Raw genomic sequence first — 19,364 nt, 5'->3', positions numbered from 1 at the left:
GCGTGACAATATACCGCATGTCGCCCTTGGCGGGTCTAGAGATTAATTAACGTCGCGCAGACGCCCCTGCCAGTAACTGGCGCGTTGCTGATCCTTTGAACCAAACCAGCCATTTTTATAGGCGCTGACAAGGAAGCCTTGCGCCAGGGCATTACCGTTATGCGCGGAACGACGTAACCAGATACGCGCCTTGGTGGGGTCGTTTTGCCCGCTTTTACCCCGGGCCTGGCCATAACCACCAAGGTAACTCAGGCCGAGCAGGAACTGGGCGTCGTCGCTGCCCTGGTGGGCGGCACGCGACAGCCACTGACGGGCCTGGTGAATATCGCGTGTAATGCCCCTGCCCTCGCTGTACATGATACCGAGCAGGGTCTGGGCATCGCTATTGCCGCGTTTGGCCAGTGCCTCCAAACCCTCCCGCGCCGCCAGATATTGACCGCTATCGAGTGCGGCCACCGCATTATCGATGCTCTCGGCACGGGCCTGGCCGCCAAACAGTAACATTGACAGCATGAGCATCAACAACAGTGTCGGCACGCGGTGGCCGAGGAAATAAATTGTGAGGAATAGGGTCATCTTCACCTGACTGGCAGAATCCGTTACCGTGTAAACTCTATAACGGCCATGCCCCAGGATTTTACAGCCCATGCGTTCGATATTTACCGGACTTTTGCTCAGTCTCTGCACCTGCCTTGTCCCCCTGCACCTGCTTGCCGACGATTTCCGTGATGGCGTAACCGCCTATAATAAAAAGGATTTCTCCCGTGCCCTGGCACTCTGGCTGCCGCTGGCCGAGCAGGATAACCCCCTCGCCCAGACCCTGGTAGGCGCCATGTATGCCTACGGAGAGGGTAACCAACGGGACGATGTGCAGGCTGTGAAGTGGTTCACACGCGCAGCCATGCTCGGCTCGGCCCAGGCGCAGTATAACCTCGGCATCATGTATGAACAGGGCTTCGGCGTCGAAAAAGACCTCGATGAGGCACGTCGCTGGCTGCTGGCCGCCGCGAAACAGGGGCGTGAAGAAGCACGCAAGCGACTCGATACCCTGTCCGCCGGCCTGGCGCCCGCTACGGTTGTGGAACAACCACCAACGCCTGCCTCGGTGCCAGACATTGAAACAGAAAACGATGCGTTAGCTAAGCCATCGGCTACTACTGTAACGCTCAATACTCAGTCCGCCAACCTGGCACCCGCTACGGTGGTGGAACAACCACCAACGCCTGCCCCGGTGTCAGACATTGAAACAGAGGACGATGCGTTAGCTAAGCCATCGGCTACTACTATAACGCTCAATACTCAGTCCGCCAGCCTGGCACCCGCTACGGTGGTGGAACAACCACCAGCGCCTGCCCCGGTGCCAGACGTAGAAACAGAGGACGATGCGTTAACTAACCCACCGCCTATTACTATAACGCTCGACACTCTGTTCGCCAGTGTGGTGGTCGAGCAAAAACCAAGACCTGTCTCTGTATCAGACCTAGAAACCGAGGACGATGCGTTAGCTAACCCACCGTCTATTACTATAAGGTTCGATACGCTGCTCGCCGGCCAGGCGCCCCCCACTGCCGGTGTCGAGCAAGCACAACCACCAGCCCCTGCCCCTGTGCCAGACATAGAAACAAAAGCTGATGAATTACTTGGCCCGCCGGATATCGATACCATAGAGGAAACAGGAAGTTCTCCGGATTGGCTGCAAGGACAACCGGCTAACTACTATACGATTCAGCTTGCCGCCAGTATCGAGAAACGCCTGGTTGATGCTCGCATGCAAGATATCCAGTTAACGGACAAACTGGCGAAAATTACCTCCAGGCATAACGGCCAGATATGGTACGCCATTGTCTATGGTAGTTTTGCCAGCTTCAATGATGCCAAACGCGCATTAGACGCATTGCCGGAGGTCTTACGCTCGTGGCAACCGTGGATTCGATCCTTTGCCTCGATCAAGCAGTTTGAGGAGAGGAAATGATGGGTGAATGTAAAACCGATCATCCATCCCAATAAAAAAGGAGCCTGCTGGCTCCTTTTTTAGTATTACTGAATGAGCCTTAGGCTTCTTCAGTAACGGCCTTCATGCTCAGGCGGATACGGCCCTGTCTGTCGACCTCAAGCACCTTGACCTTGATGATGTCACCCTCGCTGAGCTTGTCGCCAACGTTCTCAACACGCTCATCAGATATCTGCGAAATGTGCACCAGGCCGTCTTTACCCGGCAGGATGGTAACAAAGGCACCGAAGTCCATGATCTTGGCGACCTTGCCTTCGTAGATCGTGCCCACCTCAACATCGGCTGTCAGCTGCTCAATGCGGCGACGGGCTTCCTGTGCGGCGGCGTTATCCGTTGAAGAGACCTTGACGACACCATCGTCAGTAAGATCGATGCTGGTACCGGTTTCTTCAGTAATGGCACGAATGGTTGCGCCACCCTTGCCGATTACATCGCGGATCTTGTCCGGGTTGATCTTGAAGGTCATGATGCGCGGTGCATAGTCAGACAGCTCCTGACGTGGCGCATCGAGCACCTTGTTCATTTCATCGAGGATATGCAGACGCGCTTCGAGTGCCTGCTCAAGGGCCGCATGCATGATATCGCGGTTGATACCCTCGATCTTGATATCCATCTGCAGTGCGGTAATACCGTCTTTCGAACCGGCAACCTTGAAGTCCATATCACCAAGGTGATCTTCATCACCGAGGATATCGGTCAGTACGGCAAACTTGTCGCCTTCAAGGATAAGACCCATGGCGATACCGGCAACCGGTGCCTTCAGTGGTACACCCGCGTCCATCATGGCCAGACTCGACCCACATACAGAGGCCATTGAGCTTGAACCGTTTGATTCAGTAATTTCCGACACCACACGGACAGAGTAAGGATACTCCTCCATGTTCGGCATCACACCCAGCACACCACGTTTGGCGAGACGACCGTGGCCGATTTCGCGACGACCCGGGCTACCGACACGGCCGGTTTCGTTAACACTGTATGGAGGGAAGTTATAGTGCAGCATGAAAGGTTCTTTACGCGTACCTTCCAGGGCATCAATGATCTGCGCATCACGTTGCGTACCCAAGGTGGTCACGACCAGCGCCTGGGTTTCACCACGTGTAAACAGGGCGGAACCATGCGTACGCGGCAGCACACCAACACGAACAGTAATCGGGCGCACCGTGCGGGTATCACGACCATCGATACGTGGGTAACCATCAAGGATACGGCTACGAACGATCTTCTTCTCAAGTGATGAGAAGGCACCGCGCACGTCATCGGCACTCCAGCCATCATCACTGGCAACCGCGGCAATGGCGGCACTACGCGCCTCATCAACCTTGTTGTAACGCGCCAGCTTTTCTGCGATCTGGTAAGCCTCGGTCAGACCGGCGGTAGCCACTTCAGCGACCTTGTCATGCAGGGCCGTGTCTTTCTCCGGGGCCGTCCATTCCCAGGCCGCTTTACCGGCTTCCCTGGCGAATTCCACAATGGTATCGATAACGATCTGCAGCTGTTCGTGACCGAACATCACGGCACCCAGCATCACGTCTTCAGACAGGCCGTTGGCTTCTGATTCCACCATCAGCACGGCACCCTTGGTACCGGCAACGACCAGATTAAGATCAGATTCTTCAAGTGCTGCGTAGCCAGGATTCAGCAGGTATTCACCGTCTTTGTAACCCACGCGCGCGGCACCAATCGGGCCGTTAAATGGCGCACCAGAAAGCGCCAGCGCTGCGGAGGTACCGATCATAGCCGGAATATCCGGGTCAATATCCGGGTCGATCGAGACAACGGTTGGGATCACCTGAACTTCGTTATAGAAACCCTTCGGGAACAGCGGACGAATCGGACGGTCGATCAGGCGACTGGTCAATGTTTCCTTTTCACTCGGACGACCTTCGCGACGGAAGAAGCCACCTGGAATAACACCGGCGGCATAGGTACGTTCCTGATAGTTAACGGTGAGCGGGAAGAAGTCACGTCCTGCGTCGGCCTCTTTTCTTGCCACGGCGGTAACCAGCACGACGGTGTCGCCCATGCTAACCATAACGGCGCCACTTGCCTGTCGTGCGATTTCACCGGTTTCGATGGTGACAGTATGTTCGCCATACTGAAAGGATTTCTTGATAGAAGTCACTGGGATTCCTTACGCTTGGATTCTTGTTATCTGACGTGAAGTTAAGCTTATTTTCTCAAGCCAAGGCTTGAAATGAGTTCACGGTAACGGTTGACGTCCTTGCGCTTGATGTAGTCCAGCAACTTACGACGTTTGTTAACCATTTTCAGCAGACCCTGACGGGAATGGTGATCGTGGATGTGTTCTTTAAAGTGGCCTGACAAATCGTTAATGCGTGCAGACAGAATGGCTATCTGTACTTCAGGCGAACCTGTGTCGGTTTCGTCACGCTTGTAATCCTGGACAATCTGTCCTTTCTGTTCAGTGCTGATGCTCATTTATTACTCCTGACCCGGGTCAAAACTGTATTTCAAAGGCGCGTATTTTAAACCGCAGGCCTTTATATAACAAGGAAAAATTCGACTTTTACCACTTAGGCACCCTCACCCAGCAGGCGTTTGGGTGCAACACGCCCATCATCGAGGATTTGCCCCATGCCGAGGAAGCGCTCACCCCCCACATTCAGCCGTACCCAGCCCTCGGTGGGGGCATGTGGGACGATGACTGGCTGGCCCTGGCGCATGTAAAAGGCCATATCCTCGGTCAGATTGACCTCCGGCCAGTCCTCCAGGGCACTGCTGGTGGGCCTCAGAAACTGCTTGAGTTGGGTCTTGTCCTGCTCATAGACGGCCTTCAGGGTATCGAGGGTCACCATATCGGCCTCATCAAACGGTCCCAGCCCGGTGCGACGCAAGGCGGTGACGTAGGCCCCACAACCCAGCGCCTTGCCAATATCTTCAACCAGTGTGCGGATATACGTGCCACGCGAGCACTCGATGTCGATGGTGAAGCTATCCGCGGTCAGCTCAATCAGTGACAGGGAATAAATCGTCACCTGGCGGGGCTCACGCTCGATCTCGATACCCTGGCGGGCCAGCTTATACAGTGGCTCACCCTTGTGTTTGAGGGCCGAGTACATCGGCGGCACCTGGCTGATTTCACCCTTGAACTGCTCCAGCACGGCCTCGAGCCTGGCCACATCCAGCTCCGGCACCGGCCGGCTCTCGATTACCTCACCCTCGGCATCGCCGGTGGTGGTGATTTCGCCAAGTTTGCCGGTGGCGCGGTAGTGTTTATTGGCATCAAACAGGAAATTCGAGATCTTGGTCGCCTCACCGAAGCAGAGCGCCAGCAGGCCACTGGCCAGCGGGTCGAGGCTGCCGGTGTGGCCGGCCTTACGGGCAAAAAACAGGTTTTTGACTTCCTGCAAGGCCTTGTTGGAGCTCAGGCCAAGCGGCTTGTCGAGCAGAACGATGCCGCTGATATTGCGGCCACGATTCTTCCTACGCATGAATGATTATTCCTCGTCGCGCTCTTGCGAGATCGCGTCGTCGATCAGTTGGGACATGCTGACACCCTTCTCTACGGTGTCGTCATAAATGAATTTGAGCTCCGGCACCACGCGCAGACGCATGGCCTTGCCGAGTTGGTGGCGCAGGAAACCGCCCGCCTTACTCAGGGCCTTGATGATTTCAGCATGATCCTTATCTGAAAAACTGCTGACATAGACTTGCGCATAGGCGAGATCGCGACTGAGTTTGACCGCAGAGATGCTAATCAGGCCCAGGCGTGGGTCATTCAACTCACGTTGCACAATTTGGGCAAGTTCGCGTTGAATCTGATCGGCAACCCTTTGGCTACGCGCATATTCTCTAGGCATGGAGAATGACTCGCAATACGTTATTACGGTTATCTGAAAGAAACAGCACGATTAAAGTTCGCGCTGTACCAGTATCCGTTCAAAGACTTCGATCTGATCACCCGGCTTGACGTCATTGTAGTTCTTCACGCCGATACCACACTCGGTACCAGACTTCACTTCATTGACATCATCCTTATGACGACGTAAAGACTCCAGTTCGCCTTCGTAAACCACTACCTCATCACGCAATACGCGGATCGGGCTGCTACGCTTGATGGTACCCTCCGTCACCATACAACCGGCAATGGCACCGAGTTTGCTGGAGCGGAATACATCACGCACCTCGGCCAGGCCGATGATCTCATCTTTATATATGGGCTTGAGCATACCGAGGATGGCAGCCTTGATCTCATCAATAGCGTCATAAATAACGCTATAGTAATGCAGATCAATATCCTCATCGGCGATCAGTCTCTTTGCCGTGCCATCAGCACGTACATTGAAGCCGATCATGATGGCACCGGAGGCCAGTGCCAACTGCGCATCGGATTCGTTAATGCCACCGACACCGCTGGAAACGATCTTGACCCTGACTTCTTCGTTGGACAGATCAGTCAGTGCGTCACACAGTGCTTCAACAGAACCACGCACATCGGCCTTAAGGACGATATTGAGATCGGTAACCTCACCACCTTCCATGTGTGTGAACATATTTTCAAGTTTGGCCGCCTGCTGGCGCGCCAGCTTGGTGTCACGTACCTTGCCATGGCGGAATGCAGCCACTTCACGCGCCTTACGCTCGTTTTCAACCACGAGTACATCGTCACCGGCATTCGGTGTACCGGAAAGACCCAGGATCTCGACCGGGATAGATGGCCCGGCCTCGTCAATCGACTGGCCGTTCTCATCGAGCATGGCGCGAACGCGGCCATATTCACTACCGGTAAGCAGGAAATCACCTTTCTTAAGGGTACCGTTCTGCACCAGGATGGTCGCAACCGTACCGCGCCCCTTATCCAGGCGTGATTCCACAACCACGCCTGTAGCCGGGCAATCTTTGACGGCAGACAGTTCAAGCACTTCGGCCTGCAATAAAATCGCATCCAGCAATGCATCAATACCCAGACCCGTCTGCGCAGAGACCTCAACAAACATGACGTCGCCACCCCAGGCCTCAGGCACAACTTCTTCAGCGACCAGCTCCTGAGAAACACGTTTTGGATCCGCGCCTTCCTTGTCCATTTTATTGATGGCAATAATCATGCTCACGCCAGAGGCGCGGGCATGCTGAATGGCTTCCCGGGTCTGTGGCATCACACCATCATCGGCGGCGACGACAACCACGACAATATCGGTAACCTTGGCACCACGCGCACGCATGGCGGTAAAGGCGGCATGGCCTGGGGTATCAAGGAAGGTGATCATGCCCTTGTCGGTTTCGACGTGATAGGCACCAATATGCTGGGTAATGCCACCGGCCTCACCAGAGGCCACCTTGGTGCGGCGAATGTAATCAAGCAAGGAGGTTTTACCATGGTCAACGTGACCCATGATCGTCACTACCGGCGCGCGTGAGATCTTCTCACCCTCAACCTGGCCAGTGACAGTCGCAATCATCTCTTCCTCGATGGCGTTCTCACTAAACATCTTCGGAATATGACCCATCTCTTCTACAACGATAGTCGCGGTATCGCGATCGAGCACCTGGTTGATGGTAACCATACTACCCATCTTCATCATGACCTTGATGACTTCACCGGCCTTGACCTTCATGCGTTGGGCAAGATCACCCACTGAAATGGTTTCAGGGATAGAAACTTCATGGACAACCTGTTCGGTTGGTCTTTCAAAGGCGTGTTCACCACCTGCCGAGGTCACACGTGAACGGCCTCTGGACTTCTTCTTGCGGCGCCCGGACTTGTCACCCGCGACATGTAATTCTTTGCGGCCGTACTTGGTCTTGGCAGAAGACTCTTTTTCCTTATCCGCACGTCCCTTGGCGGCCTGCTTGCGCGTTTCATCTGCAGAGGCCTCGGCTGTCGCCTTTCTTTCCGCCTCAAGGCGCGCGCCTTCTTCCTGTTCAGCCTGGACGCGAACATCCTCTTCAGCCTTTAATACGGCGGCGGCCTCATCTTCGGCCTTTTTGCGTTCCGACTCCTCGCGTGCGACCGCGTCTTCCGCTGCCTGACGGGCCTCTTGTTCCAGGCGAAGTGCTTCCTCTTCGGCCTTGGCCTGCTCATCGAGTTTGGCCTGTTCTTCCGCCTGAACCACGCTGCGTTTCACATAGGTACGCTTTTTACGCACTTCGACGTTAACCGTTTTTGACGATTTGCCCGGACCACTGCTCTTCTGGCGCAGTTCGCTAACCGTGCGTCGTTTCAGGGTAATCTTCTTCGGTTCGGCAATATCCGTATCGCCGGCATCTTCGGCCTTACCATGCGCGCGACGCAAATGACTCAGTAGCTTTACTTTCTCATCATCACTTATCGTGTCATCGATGCCTTTCATGGGTAAACCCGCTTCTTCCAATTGGGAAATCAGGCGATCCACGGTAATACCAATTACTTCGGCTAACTGTTTAACTGTAACATCTGACATTAATTGTCACTCTCTGCTGTGAATACTCAGCTTAATTCTTTAATTACTCTTCTGCTTCGGCAAACCATGGTTCGCGTGCCTTCATGATCAAGGCACCCGCACGTTCCTCGTCCATACCTTCGATTTCCATTAATTCATCAATCGACTGTTCGGCGAGGTCTTCCATGGTAATTATCTTCTTGCTTGCCAGGGTGTAAGCCAGGCCTTCATCCATTCCTTCCATGTTCAACAGGTCATCTGCCGGTTTTGCATCACCCAGTAATTCCTCTGAGGCAATGGCACGTGTCAGCATGACATCCTTGGCACGGTTACGCAGCTCCTGAACTATCTCTTCATCGAACTCTTCGATTTCGAGCATTTCTTCCATGGGCACATAGGCAACTTCTTCAATGGTAGTGAAACCTTCCTGCACCAGGATGGCAGCCACTTCTTCATCAACATCAAGTTGTTCGGCAAACGATGCCTGTACCTTGCCTGCTTCGGCTTCGTTCTTTTCTTCAGCCTGTGCCTCGGTCATTACATTCAGTTCCCAGCCAGTTAACTCACTGGCGAGACGCACGTTTTGACCACCACGACCAATGGCCTGGGAGAGCTGATCTTCATCAACGGCAACATCCATACTGTGTGAATCTTCATCGATCACGATCGACTGCACTTCTGCCGGAGACATCGCGTTAATCACATACTGTGCTGCGTTGTCATCCCAAAGGATGATATCTACACGCTCACCGGCAATCTCACCCGACACGGCCTGCACGCGTGAACCACGCATTCCTACACAGGCACCCACCGGGTCAATACGCTGGTCATTACTGCGAACCGCAATCTTGGCGCGCAGACCGGGGTCACGGGCGGCAGAAATGATATCGATCAACTGGTCACCGACTTCCGGCACTTCCAGCTTGAATAATTCGATAAGGAACTCAGGGCACACGCGTGAAATAAACAACTGTGGACCACGCGGCTCTGAACGTACCTCATAAAGATAACCACGCAAACGGTCACCACTGCGTACCGGCTCACGCGGAATCATTTCTTCGCGTGCGATCAGTGCCTCGGCATTATTACCCAGGTCAAGAATCACATTGCCGCGCTCAACACGTTTGACGATACCGTTAACCAGTTCGCCAACACGATTTTTATACGCATCAACAACCTGGGCACGCTCGGCCTCGCGCACCTTCTGCATAATAACCTGCTTGGCAGTTTGTGCAGCGATACGACCAAACTCTACGTTTTCCAATTGCTCTTCGATGATGTCACCGACTACAGCATCCGGCTTATATTCCTTAGCCTCATCGACAGTCAGGATCTGGTTGGCAATTTCAACATCGAAGTCTTCGTCGGCTATCACCGTCCAACGACGAAAGGTTTCATACTCACCTGTCTCACGGTCAATATCCACGCGCACATCGATATCGCCTTCATGGCGCTTCTTGGTGGCTGTTGCCAATGCAGCTTCGATCGCCTGGAAAATAACATCCTTCTCAACGCCCTTTTCATTTGAAACGGCATCAACGACCAATAAAATTTCTTTCGACATATCCTCTGCCTCTAACTCAATATACCCGGCCTACCACGCCGGCTTTAAACGCGCGCGCTCGATATCGTTAATGGGCAGGTCCACCTGCTCGCCATTTTCCAACTCCAGCAACACACAGTCGTTCTCTACACCCGCCAGCCGCCCGGTAAATTTACGCTGGCCCTGACGTGGTGTACGCAATCTTATCTCTGCCAGTTCACCACTAAAACGTGCATAGTGTTCAGCCTTGAACAAAGGCCTGTCCATTCCCGGTGACGAGACCTCAAGCACAAACTGCCCGGCGATAGGGTCCTCGACATCCAGCACACCGCTGATCTGCCGACTCGCCTGCTCACAGTCCTCGACACAAATACCGTCTTCATGGTCGATATACACCCTTAATATCGAGTGCTTGCCCTGTGGCAGGTATTCCACCCCAACCAACTCGTAGCCCAGTGCCATCAGTGACGGCTCGATTAACTCCGCCACGCGTGTTGCTTGCTGGCTCATACTCTCTGCCTTCCTTCCGGAAACAAAAAGTGGGCGCTAGGCCCACTCTTATATATACATCGCCTTCAGGAGACCGCGCAGGCCTCTCAGAAGCGGGCTAGATTATAGCCTCGTGGCCTGTAAAACGCTAGTACCATCACGGGTTTAGCCGCGAGCGGCGTAGATTTCATCACATTTAGCCGGGCACGCCCGTGTTATGCCTGTACCGAGCCAGACCTGTCATTATATTTATATAATATTCAGCAAGTTACACATTTATGGCCGGGCTATAGGGACAAAAAAAAGCCTCTAAGAGAGGCTTTTTTTTGTCCAAACAAGCACCATTGACCCACTGTAAAATTGCGTGGCAGCTCATGCGCTTTAGTGGCAATGTAATAATTGGTAGCGGGGGCAGGATTCGAACCTACGACCTTCGGGTTATGAGCCCGACGAGCTGCCAGACTGCTCCACCCCGCATCAGTGGCGCGTATACTACTGGCTTGCACCGCGCTACGCAAGGGCAGGCATAAAAAAACCGGGCCATAAGGCCCGGTTTTCAGCCGTATAAGACGACTTAAGGCTTGATGTATACGTAGCCCTTGTACTGCAGTTCGGCCACTTCGGCAACGCCTGAAGGGACAATTTCTGCATTCAGGTTGATCTTGTCTTTCGGAATCTTCTTACCGCGAACCGTGTTGGCACACAGGGCAAACTTCACGCCACGGTTGGCCAGTGCCTGGATCTCATCACCAAAGGTGTGACCCTTCTTGTCTTTCTTGCCATCAACCAGGACAAAACCACCGGAGCTATGGAAGACCATAATGGCCTCCAGGTTCTCGTCACCAAGAGCATTCAGATGGTTCTTCATGTTACGCAGACCCGCATAGCCCTTCTGAAGGTCATTCATGTGGTAAACCACTTTCTGCTTTTGATAACCGTTCTTCGCGGCACCGCGCTCTGCAGTACCGGCACAACCGGTCAGGGCGACAGCAACAACACCGGCGGCAGCAAGTGTCAGGGTCTTTTTAATTGTAATCATTATTACTTCTCCTCTCTCGTTTCCCAAATCAACAATATTGTTGTCTTGTAATCATTTTATAGCTCCGATAACGTAGCACCGATAACGGTGCAAATACTATTCCATGAGTTCGCCCCCAGCGCAAGGGCTTATTATTCCTTTTATTTCAAGTTGTTATAATAGTTTTGTGATTATAAGTTTATTCACAACAGAAATAATTTTGGTGCATTTTGCAATGTTTCAGCCACTAATAGTTGTAAAATACACCCCTCAGTGAGGGGCCCCGTTCGCCTTTTTCAGTTTTCGCCACAGGGTAGTTTTGTCAATGCCAAGGATTTGTGCAGCATAGGTCTTTTTACCCTTGGCATGGCTTAAGACGTGGCTGATATAGGCCTCTTCCAACTCGTCGAGGGTCACAAAACTCGAACCATCGAAGAAACCTTCACTAAAGACGGCCGTGTCTTCTACCTCGGCCATGTCCTCTGCCCAGGTCAGTACAGGCCCATCAGAGAGGATCACGCAACGCTCAATGGTATTGCGTAGCTCACGTATATTGCCCGGCCAGGGTGCATCACAAAGACGTTTCATGGAGAGGCTGTCGAAACCACTAACATTACGGTTGTACTTGGTGACAAAATCCTCAACGAAATACTCGACCAGTGACGGGATATCCTCGCGCCGTTCGTCCAGTGACGGTACACGTATGTTGACGACGTTGAGGCGATGGTAGAAATCATGGCGAAAACTACCATCTTCGACCAGAGACTCCAGGTTGCGGTTGGTCGCCGCGACAATGCGCAGGTCGATTGCTGTCGACTTGGTGCCACCAACACGGGTGACACGTTGATCTTCGATCGCTCGCATGAGTTTCATCTGCATGGTGTCAGAGATGTTACACACCTCGTCAAAGAACAAGGTCCCGCCACTGGCTTGCTCCATGAGGCCCTGTTTACGCTGGTTGGCCCCGGTAAAGGCCCCCTTTTCATGGCCAAATAGTTCAGATTCAAGCAGCGTCTCGGTCAACGCCCCGCAATCAATCACCACCAGTGGGCAATCTTTACGTGGGCTATACTCGTGCAAGGCATGGGCAACCAGTTCCTTACCCGTACCGGATTCACCCGTAATGATAACGTTACAACTTACCTCGGCGACTTTCTCGATCTTGGTAAAGAGTGAACGCATTATCGGACTGTCACCAATCATACCAAAGCGGTTACCCGAACGACGCAGGCGTTTCTTGAGTAATTTATTTTCCTTCTTTAGTCGCTGTGCCTCAATGGTACGTTCAAGGGTTAACTTGAACTCGTCAAAATCAAAAGGCTTTTTAATAAAGTCGGCCGCACCGCGCTTCATGGCCTCGACGGCATTTTCAACCGAGGAATGCCCGGTCATGACCATTACCGGTATCTCTGGATCAATATTTCGCAACTCGGTAAGCAGGTCAAAACCATTCATTTCAGGCATGCGCAAATCGGTTACAACAATATCGGCACCCGAACTGGCGAATTTGTCCAGACACTCAAGTGGCGACTGGAAAACACGGCAATCATAACCGACCTTGCCACACTGGCGTTGCATAACCTTGCAGGTAACCGGATCATCATCGACAAATAAAATTTTTATACTATCCGCCTGCACGTTTTAACTCCCTCATTGTTTTTAATTCGTCTTTTTCAATACTCTCGGCTGGCATACCTACCAGGGGTAAGTCAATGCGTACACAGGTACCTTCTTCTATCTCGCTTTCGATACTAATATGGCCGCCGTGCTTATTAATAATGCCGTAACTCACTGCCAACCCCAGCCCGGTGCCCTGGCCTTCCGGCTTAGTGGAATAAAATGGATTGAATACCCGGGGCATCTCCTGTTCCGGGATACCTTTACCCTGATCAGAAATTTCGACACGGGCTTTCTCACCTTTACGGCAAACCATAACCTTGATCATGCCTCCCGTATAAGAGGCATGAATCGCATTAAGGATGACGTTTACAAACACTTGTTGCAGCTGATTGGGGTCGCCCTGCATGTCAATACCCTCTTCGATATCAGTCTCAATCTTCAGTGAGGCCGCATCGGCACGGTGACGTAGCAACCTGATCGTGTCATGCATTAAGACACCAAGCTGGAAACTTTCGTAACTGGGTTCGCTGGCACGGGCAAATTTCAGAATCCCCTGAACAATCCTTGCGCAACGCCCACCTTCTTCCTGCAAGGTTTTCAAATCAGCCTTGATTTCCGCGTCATCGTATTCCGCAACAGCTTCCTCAATCAACTTTGCCAATGACATAATATTCATTAAGGGGTTATTGATCTCATGCCCGATGCCAGCAGCCATCTGCCCGACGGCGGCCAGCCTTTCCGACTGGCAAACTGACTGAACTGCCTTATCACGCTCATCGCGCGTGCGTTCAAGCGTACTACACAGATAATTAAAGGCCTTGCCAACAATACCAATCTCGTCAATGCGCTCCTTATCCCGATAGCGCGCACTACTTTCGCCATCGGCATAACGGGTTATCGTCTGCGCCAGGTCCTGCACCGGCCTTGCCATCCGCGAGGCGACCCAGCGCGCCATCATCAGGCTAAGCAACAACAATACCGCCACTAATAACCAGATCGTTGAACGAATTTTTTTAATGGGTGCAAACACCTCGTCGTAAGAGGTTTCAATTATCAGTACCCATGAAGATCGTTTGTCCTGGTAAGGAGAATAGTGCTGATAGAAGAACATACGCCCATCATCCATGAGCATATAACCCGGCGCCAATGCATTCCTGATCCGCTGCCAGGGTTTCTCACCCAGGTCAGTAGAGAAACGGTAATTCGTTCCCAATTGATTGGCGAAGCGTTGTTTATTATCTTCATGGAACAGGTAAATACCATCGCGATGCGGTTTATCATTTACTTCAACGATATAGGCCTTACCGGTATAACCGCTGATCGCAGCCTTGACAGCCTCATCGATACGGGTGCCCCACATATTAAGGATCACCATGCCTTCAACTTCATTCAGGCCATTACGTATAGGTACAGAGTAACGCATCATTGACGGACAGAAGTCAGCATCTTTTTGTACCTGCCCAAGTTCAAAGTCAGATACGTATACCCGGCCGGAGTCTTTTACTGCCGCTTTGTAAAATGGACGGTTTGACTGGTCAGCCACAAAGTAACGCTCACGTTCATCGTCATACAGTTGCGGTATAACAGGATGGCCTTCCTTGACCTTGACCAGGGTCTTACCCTTGCTGTCCATGAAACGTAAGGCCTGAATATTCCTGACCCGTTGCTGGTAGTTATAGAAAAAATCCTGAACGGCGAGGGCCATGTCATCGTAGTGACTATCATCACCGTCCACGGATATATGGCTGAAATCCTGCAGAACCGGTGCTTCGGCAAGCCCGGCGGCAAGCGCCATCTGGTTCTCAATCAGGGTATCGAGTTCGACCCCCATCTTGCTCAATTTCCCCTGCAATTCTGCGGCAATACGTCGTTCCAGATCGACTTCGATTTGTTCGACGACACCGAATTGCAGGATGAGTAATGGCACCAGGGTCATCACGCCAAGGATGAGAAATAGTTTTTGGCGTAGCGGCATGTCTCTCTTCCTGAAAACGTTGCAGTTTGCAGAATCCTAGCACACTCTCTCTTGCTGTCACAGGTTTTTTTATTTAAAAACATGTAACTAGCGTATATTAGTATCTATAGATATTCGTGAGTAAAAGGGAGAATGCTATTTACAATCAATAGCCTGTGCCATGGCCTGGAGGACCTCACCCCGCCGGCTATCCTGCACAAACACGGCCAGGCCCAGTGCGTCACGATCCCAATCCTTATTCATGGGCAGACTGAACTGCCGGGAAAACACACGTCGACCGTCGGCAAAGGGGTAATTGAACAGGCGACGAACGACGTAATCGTGTTTAAGGCTGCGACCATCGTTCTCACCGGCATCGACGTGGCTGACCAGGTGATTTTCAAATAAGGCGATATGCACCACCGGTTGGGCAATCGCCTGTTCAGCATTAAGTTCTGCCCGCAGTTTGATAGACAATGAAGATTGTGCGCCCTCCCCAGACTCGGACCACTTTAGCTGGATAGTGGCCGCGGCAGGCTGATTGTTGACCGCGGTCACCTGGCGGTGGATATCTCCCCCCCTCCAGCCCCGGTAATCACGGCCATTAAGGACCATTTGCGGGGTGTAGATACTGCGCAGCCGATTGCGTTGACCCACCTCACGTTGACGGGCGGTATATTGCGCGGAGGAATAAGGGTCGCGCCAGCCGATATAGTTCCAGTAGTCGACATGCAGCGACAGGGGGACGAGTTTATCCATAGTAATGCCCTGCCCCTCCAGGCGGCTCAGCCAGGCATCCGCTGGTGGGCAGCTGCTACAACCTTCCGAGGTATAGAGTTCCAGCAAGGCCACACGATTGGGGCCACTCTCGGCCTCACAGGGACGGGTTTCTGCACTGGCCATCAGGGCCGGGAATAATAACAGGCTTGAAAACAGGCGGGTAATCTGACGTCCATGCATAGCGCTCTCCCTCAGTCGTCGGTTTAATCCTTTTATACGACTCCGGATCAGCGCAGAGGTTCCTTTATTTGCAACCGCTAGCGGCGCGCACGATCAAGCAAGTGCTTCAAGTCATGACGGTAGATAAAACCGGGCAAGGCAAAGATCAGGAACAGGCAAATAGTCACCGCATAAAACTCCCAGTCTTGTGCGTGTGTACCACCCGTGGCACGAATTTCCAGGGCAATCGCAATACCCCCCATGATCAGGTAGAGGATGAACCACTCCAGGAAACGCATCCAGGGACGCTTGCCTTCTTCACCGGGGTCCCTGACCAGGAACAGACGTTCGCTAAGCCACGGCAGGTTGGCCGCGAGAATAGCCATAACAATAAGTATAATTATCCACATAGCATGGATTATACCTGATCAGGACAAGGTTGCAGTACAAAGTGCCAGCAGGCCACCCGGGAGTATGCCTAAATAGAGCACGGCTAATGCATTGACACTGAAGGCGATATTTGTGTCGGCACGCATGTGGATAACCTCGGCATTCTCTGCCGGGGCATCAAAGTACATGAGTTTGACCACGCGCAGATAGTAAAAGGCGCCTATTACCGAGAACAGCACGGCCACGATCGCCAGCCAGGCCATCTGGATATCGATCACCGACTTCAGCACGATCAGCTTCGCATAAAAACCGACAGTAGGCGGTACCCCGGCCATGGAGAACATCAGCAACAACATCATCAGGGCCAGCCAGGGACTGCGTTCATTCAGGCCCTTCAGGTCATCCAGGTTCTCGGCCTCGAAACCACGACGACTGAGCAGGATCACCATGGCAAAGCCACCGGCTGCGGTCGCCGCGTAGGTGATGATGTAGAACAGCGAGGCGGAATAACCGGCCTTGGTGCCCGAGAGGATACCGAGCAACAGGAAGCCGACATGCGAAATGGTCGAGTAGGCCAGCATACGCTTCAAATTGGTCTGCGCCAGGGCAATAATATTACCCACCGCGAGTGACAGCACGGCGAGGATGACGAGCATGTCCTGCCAGCCACCATGCAGATCACCCAGGCCTTCGGCCAGCACACGCATGACCAGGGCGAAACCGGCGATCTTCGGCGCACTGCCGATATACATCGTCACCGAGGTCGGCGCGCCCTGGTAAACATCCGGGATCCACATATGGAACGGCACCGCGCCGAGTTTGAAGGCCAGGCCAACGACAATAAAGACCAGGCCAAAGATCAGCACGATGTCGTCAGTGCCGCGCGCCGCTATCCCGGCACTCAGCTTGGAAATATCCAGTGTACCGGTCGCGCCATATATCATCGAGATACCATAGAGCAACATACCCGAGGCCAGGGCACCAAGGATGAAATATTTCATCGCCGCCTCAGAAGCGCTCAAGGAATCACGACGGAAGGCGACCATGGCATACAACGACAGGGAGAGTAACTCCAGGCCAAGGTATACCGTCAGGAAGCTGTGTGCCGAGACCATCACCATCATGCCCAACACGCCGAACAGGCCAAGCACGTAGTACTCGCCCTTGAATATATCGCGGTCGCGCAGGTAATCACGTGAGTAAAGGAAGACAAAACCCGTAACGATATAGATAACCGTCTTCAATACTGTAGACAGGTCATCACTGACATACATGCCGCCAAAGGTGAAGCGGGTCTCGGCCGGTGCACCCATAATGGTAAGCAACACGGCCCCGAGCAGGGTCAGCTGGGTCAGCATGTAAGTCACTACACGATTCTTGTCGCTGATAAACAGGTCAGCGACAAGAACCACGCAGGCCATGCTGAGCATGTATATCTCTGGTGCGGCCAGTGCAAAATCCGGCATGGTGAATGTTGTCGTCATCTTCGCCCTACTCCTGTCACAGCTTGGACTGCGCAATATGCTGCAGCAGGTTGTCTATAGTTACGTGCATTACCTCAACCAGCGGATTGGGCCAGACGCCGAACAACAGTACGGCAATTGCCAGTACGCCCAGGATCAGGAATTCACGGTTATTGATATCCGTTAAGGCGGCGACCTTATCATTGGCGACCTTGCCAAAGATGACGCGCTTGACCATCCACAAGGTATAGGCCGCGCCAAGAATCAGGGTGGTGCCCGCGAGGAAGGCAATCCAGAAGCTGGCCTTGAAGCTGGCGAGGATGACCATGAACTCACCGACAAAACCCGAGGTCCCCGGCAAACCGGCATTGGCCATCGCGAACAGCACCATGAAGGCACCGAACTTTGGCATGGTGTTGATGACACCGCCGTAATCGGCGATCTCGCGGCTGTGCATGCGGTCGTACATGACACCAACACAGAGGAACATCGCGCCGGAGATGAAGCCGTGCGAGATCATCTGGATCATGGCGCCTTCCATACCCAGCGCGGCCCCACTGTAACTACCGGTGGCCTCGAAGATGCTGAAGGACAGGAATAAGCCGAGCGTCACAAAGCCCATGTGGGCAATTGAGGAGTAGGCAATGAGCTTTTTCATGTCACGCTGCACCAGGGCCACAAAGCCAATGTAGACCACGGCAATCAGCGACATGCCGATGATCAACCAGTCCAGGCTATGGCTGGCATCCGGGGCGATCGGCAGACTAAAACGCAGGAAACCGTAACCACCGACCTTGAGCATGATCGCCGCCAGCACCACCGAACCGCCCGTAGGTGCCTCAACATGCGCGTCCGGCAACCAGGTGTGCACCGGCCACATCGGCACCTTCACCGCGAAGGCGGTGAGGAAGGCGAGAAAGATCAGCACCTGTTCCGGCATACCCAGCTTCAGGTCGTGGAAGGCAAGGATATCGAAGCTGTTGGTCTGGTAATACATATAAATGAGTGCGACCAGCATCAACACCGAACCAAGGAAGGTATAGAGGAAGAACTTGATGGTTGCATAAACACGCCGTGCCCCACCCCAGATCCCGATGATCAGGAACATCGGTATAAGCATACCTTCCCAGAATACATAGAAGAGAATGGCGTCGAGCGCGGCAAACACACCGTTCATTAGACCTTCCATGATCAGGAAGGCGGCCATGTACTGTGCCACACGTTTCTGGATCACCTGCCAGCCGGCCAGCACGACCAGGATCATGATGAAGGTGGTCAACAGGATCAACGGCATGGAGATGCCATCGACACCGAGGTAGTACTGAATACCAAAGGTCTCAATCCACGGTGCCTGCTCGACAAACTGCATCGAGGCGGTGGTGGTATCAAAACCCGTGTAAAGCGGGATACTGAGCAGGAAGGTCAGCAACGACACGATCAAGGCGACCGGACGTGCCCCCCATGGGTCTTTGTCGCCGACGGCCAGAACAAACAGGCCACCGAGAATCGGCACCCAGATAACCAGGCTGAGTAATGGTAAATCAGTAAACATGC

The 19,364-nt window shown here is 53.1% G+C and carries 16 protein-coding genes and 1 tRNA gene; 1 reads left to right on the top strand and 16 read right to left on the bottom strand.

What is annotated here, in order from left to right; translation table 11 throughout:
* Window positions 1-42 precede the first annotated feature (42 nt).
* A complete protein-coding gene (locus EL386_RS06735; protein ID WP_126454658.1) occupies window positions 43-648 on the bottom strand; it encodes a tetratricopeptide repeat protein in 606 nt (201 codons plus the stop codon).
* On the opposite strand from EL386_RS06735, the gene EL386_RS06730 reads away from it, so the two are divergent.
* Window positions 647-1,972: an SPOR domain-containing protein gene (locus EL386_RS06730; RefSeq protein ID WP_126454656.1), complete on the top strand. Its 1,326-nt coding sequence runs from the start codon at window positions 647-649 to the stop codon at window positions 1,970-1,972. The two genes, EL386_RS06735 and EL386_RS06730, sit on opposite strands and share 2 nt — an antisense overlap.
* A 79-nt stretch (window positions 1,973-2,051) precedes the next feature.
* Here the strand turns inward: EL386_RS06730 and pnp are convergent, their stop codons facing one another.
* The 15 genes from pnp to EL386_RS06655 form a co-directional block, all read right to left on the bottom strand.
* A complete protein-coding gene (gene pnp, locus EL386_RS06725; protein ID WP_126454654.1) occupies window positions 2,052-4,136 on the bottom strand; it encodes a polyribonucleotide nucleotidyltransferase in 2,085 nt (694 codons plus the stop codon).
* Window positions 4,137-4,183: 47 nt separating this feature from the next.
* Window positions 4,184-4,453, bottom strand: a complete 270-nt coding sequence (gene rpsO / locus EL386_RS06720) for a 30S ribosomal protein S15 (protein WP_126454652.1) — start codon at window positions 4,451-4,453, stop codon at window positions 4,184-4,186.
* 95 nt (window positions 4,454-4,548) lie between these two features.
* Window positions 4,549-5,466 carry a tRNA pseudouridine(55) synthase TruB gene (gene truB, locus EL386_RS06715; RefSeq protein WP_126454650.1) on the bottom strand — a complete coding sequence of 306 codons (918 nt, stop codon included), beginning with the start codon at window positions 5,464-5,466 and terminating at the stop codon, window positions 4,549-4,551.
* 6 nt (window positions 5,467-5,472) lie between these two features.
* Window positions 5,473-5,835, bottom strand: coding sequence for a 30S ribosome-binding factor RbfA (gene rbfA, locus EL386_RS06710; protein ID WP_126454648.1), 363 nt, complete (start codon window positions 5,833-5,835; stop codon window positions 5,473-5,475).
* 51 nt (window positions 5,836-5,886) lie between these two features.
* Window positions 5,887-8,415 carry a translation initiation factor IF-2 gene (gene infB / locus EL386_RS06705; RefSeq protein ID WP_126454646.1) on the bottom strand — a complete coding sequence of 843 codons (2,529 nt, stop codon included), beginning with the start codon at window positions 8,413-8,415 and terminating at the stop codon, window positions 5,887-5,889.
* A gap of 43 nt (window positions 8,416-8,458) precedes the next feature.
* A complete protein-coding gene (gene nusA / locus EL386_RS06700) occupies window positions 8,459-9,958 on the bottom strand; it encodes a transcription termination factor NusA (RefSeq protein ID WP_126454644.1) in 1,500 nt (499 codons plus the stop codon).
* 30 nt (window positions 9,959-9,988) lie between these two features.
* On the bottom strand, window positions 9,989-10,447 hold the full coding sequence (gene rimP, locus EL386_RS06695; RefSeq protein ID WP_126454642.1) for a ribosome maturation factor RimP: 459 nt from the start codon (window positions 10,445-10,447) through the stop codon (window positions 9,989-9,991).
* Between the two features lie 379 nt (window positions 10,448-10,826).
* Window positions 10,827-10,903: transfer RNA gene (locus EL386_RS06690), tRNA-Met, on the bottom strand.
* A gap of 97 nt (window positions 10,904-11,000) precedes the next feature.
* A complete protein-coding gene (locus EL386_RS06685) occupies window positions 11,001-11,465 on the bottom strand; it encodes a DsrE family protein (protein ID WP_126454640.1) in 465 nt (154 codons plus the stop codon).
* Window positions 11,466-11,714: 249 nt separating this feature from the next.
* Window positions 11,715-13,082 (bottom strand): sigma-54-dependent transcriptional regulator, encoded by a 1,368-nt coding sequence (locus EL386_RS06680; RefSeq protein ID WP_232020256.1) that lies wholly within the window; start codon window positions 13,080-13,082, stop codon window positions 11,715-11,717.
* Window positions 13,069-15,039 (bottom strand): sensor histidine kinase, encoded by a 1,971-nt coding sequence (locus EL386_RS06675; RefSeq protein ID WP_126454638.1) that lies wholly within the window; start codon window positions 15,037-15,039, stop codon window positions 13,069-13,071. Before EL386_RS06675 ends, EL386_RS06680 begins: the two co-directional genes overlap by 14 nt.
* A gap of 135 nt (window positions 15,040-15,174) precedes the next feature.
* Window positions 15,175-15,978 (bottom strand): DUF1223 domain-containing protein, encoded by an 804-nt coding sequence (locus tag EL386_RS06670; protein WP_126454636.1) that lies wholly within the window; start codon window positions 15,976-15,978, stop codon window positions 15,175-15,177.
* A gap of 77 nt (window positions 15,979-16,055) precedes the next feature.
* The gene (locus EL386_RS06665; RefSeq protein WP_126454634.1) at window positions 16,056-16,367 is read right to left on the bottom strand and encodes a DUF2818 family protein; all 312 of its coding nucleotides are present in this window, start codon (window positions 16,365-16,367) and stop codon (window positions 16,056-16,058) included.
* An 18-nt stretch (window positions 16,368-16,385) separates the two neighbouring features.
* Entirely contained in the window at window positions 16,386-17,831 is a 1,446-nt protein-coding gene (gene nuoN, locus EL386_RS06660; RefSeq protein WP_126454632.1) for an NADH-quinone oxidoreductase subunit NuoN, read from the bottom strand.
* A gap of 16 nt (window positions 17,832-17,847) precedes the next feature.
* On the bottom strand, window positions 17,848-19,362 hold the full coding sequence (locus EL386_RS06655; protein ID WP_126454630.1) for an NADH-quinone oxidoreductase subunit M: 1,515 nt from the start codon (window positions 19,360-19,362) through the stop codon (window positions 17,848-17,850).
* Between the last annotated feature and the right edge of the window lie 2 nt (window positions 19,363-19,364).

The sequence above is a fragment of the Sulfuriflexus mobilis genome (assembly GCF_003967195.1).
GTDB lineage: Bacteria > Pseudomonadota > Gammaproteobacteria > AKS1 > AKS1 > Sulfuriflexus > Sulfuriflexus mobilis.
Note: the sequence above shows the minus strand (reverse complement) of the source record. Positions and strands in the feature narration are given on the sequence as shown.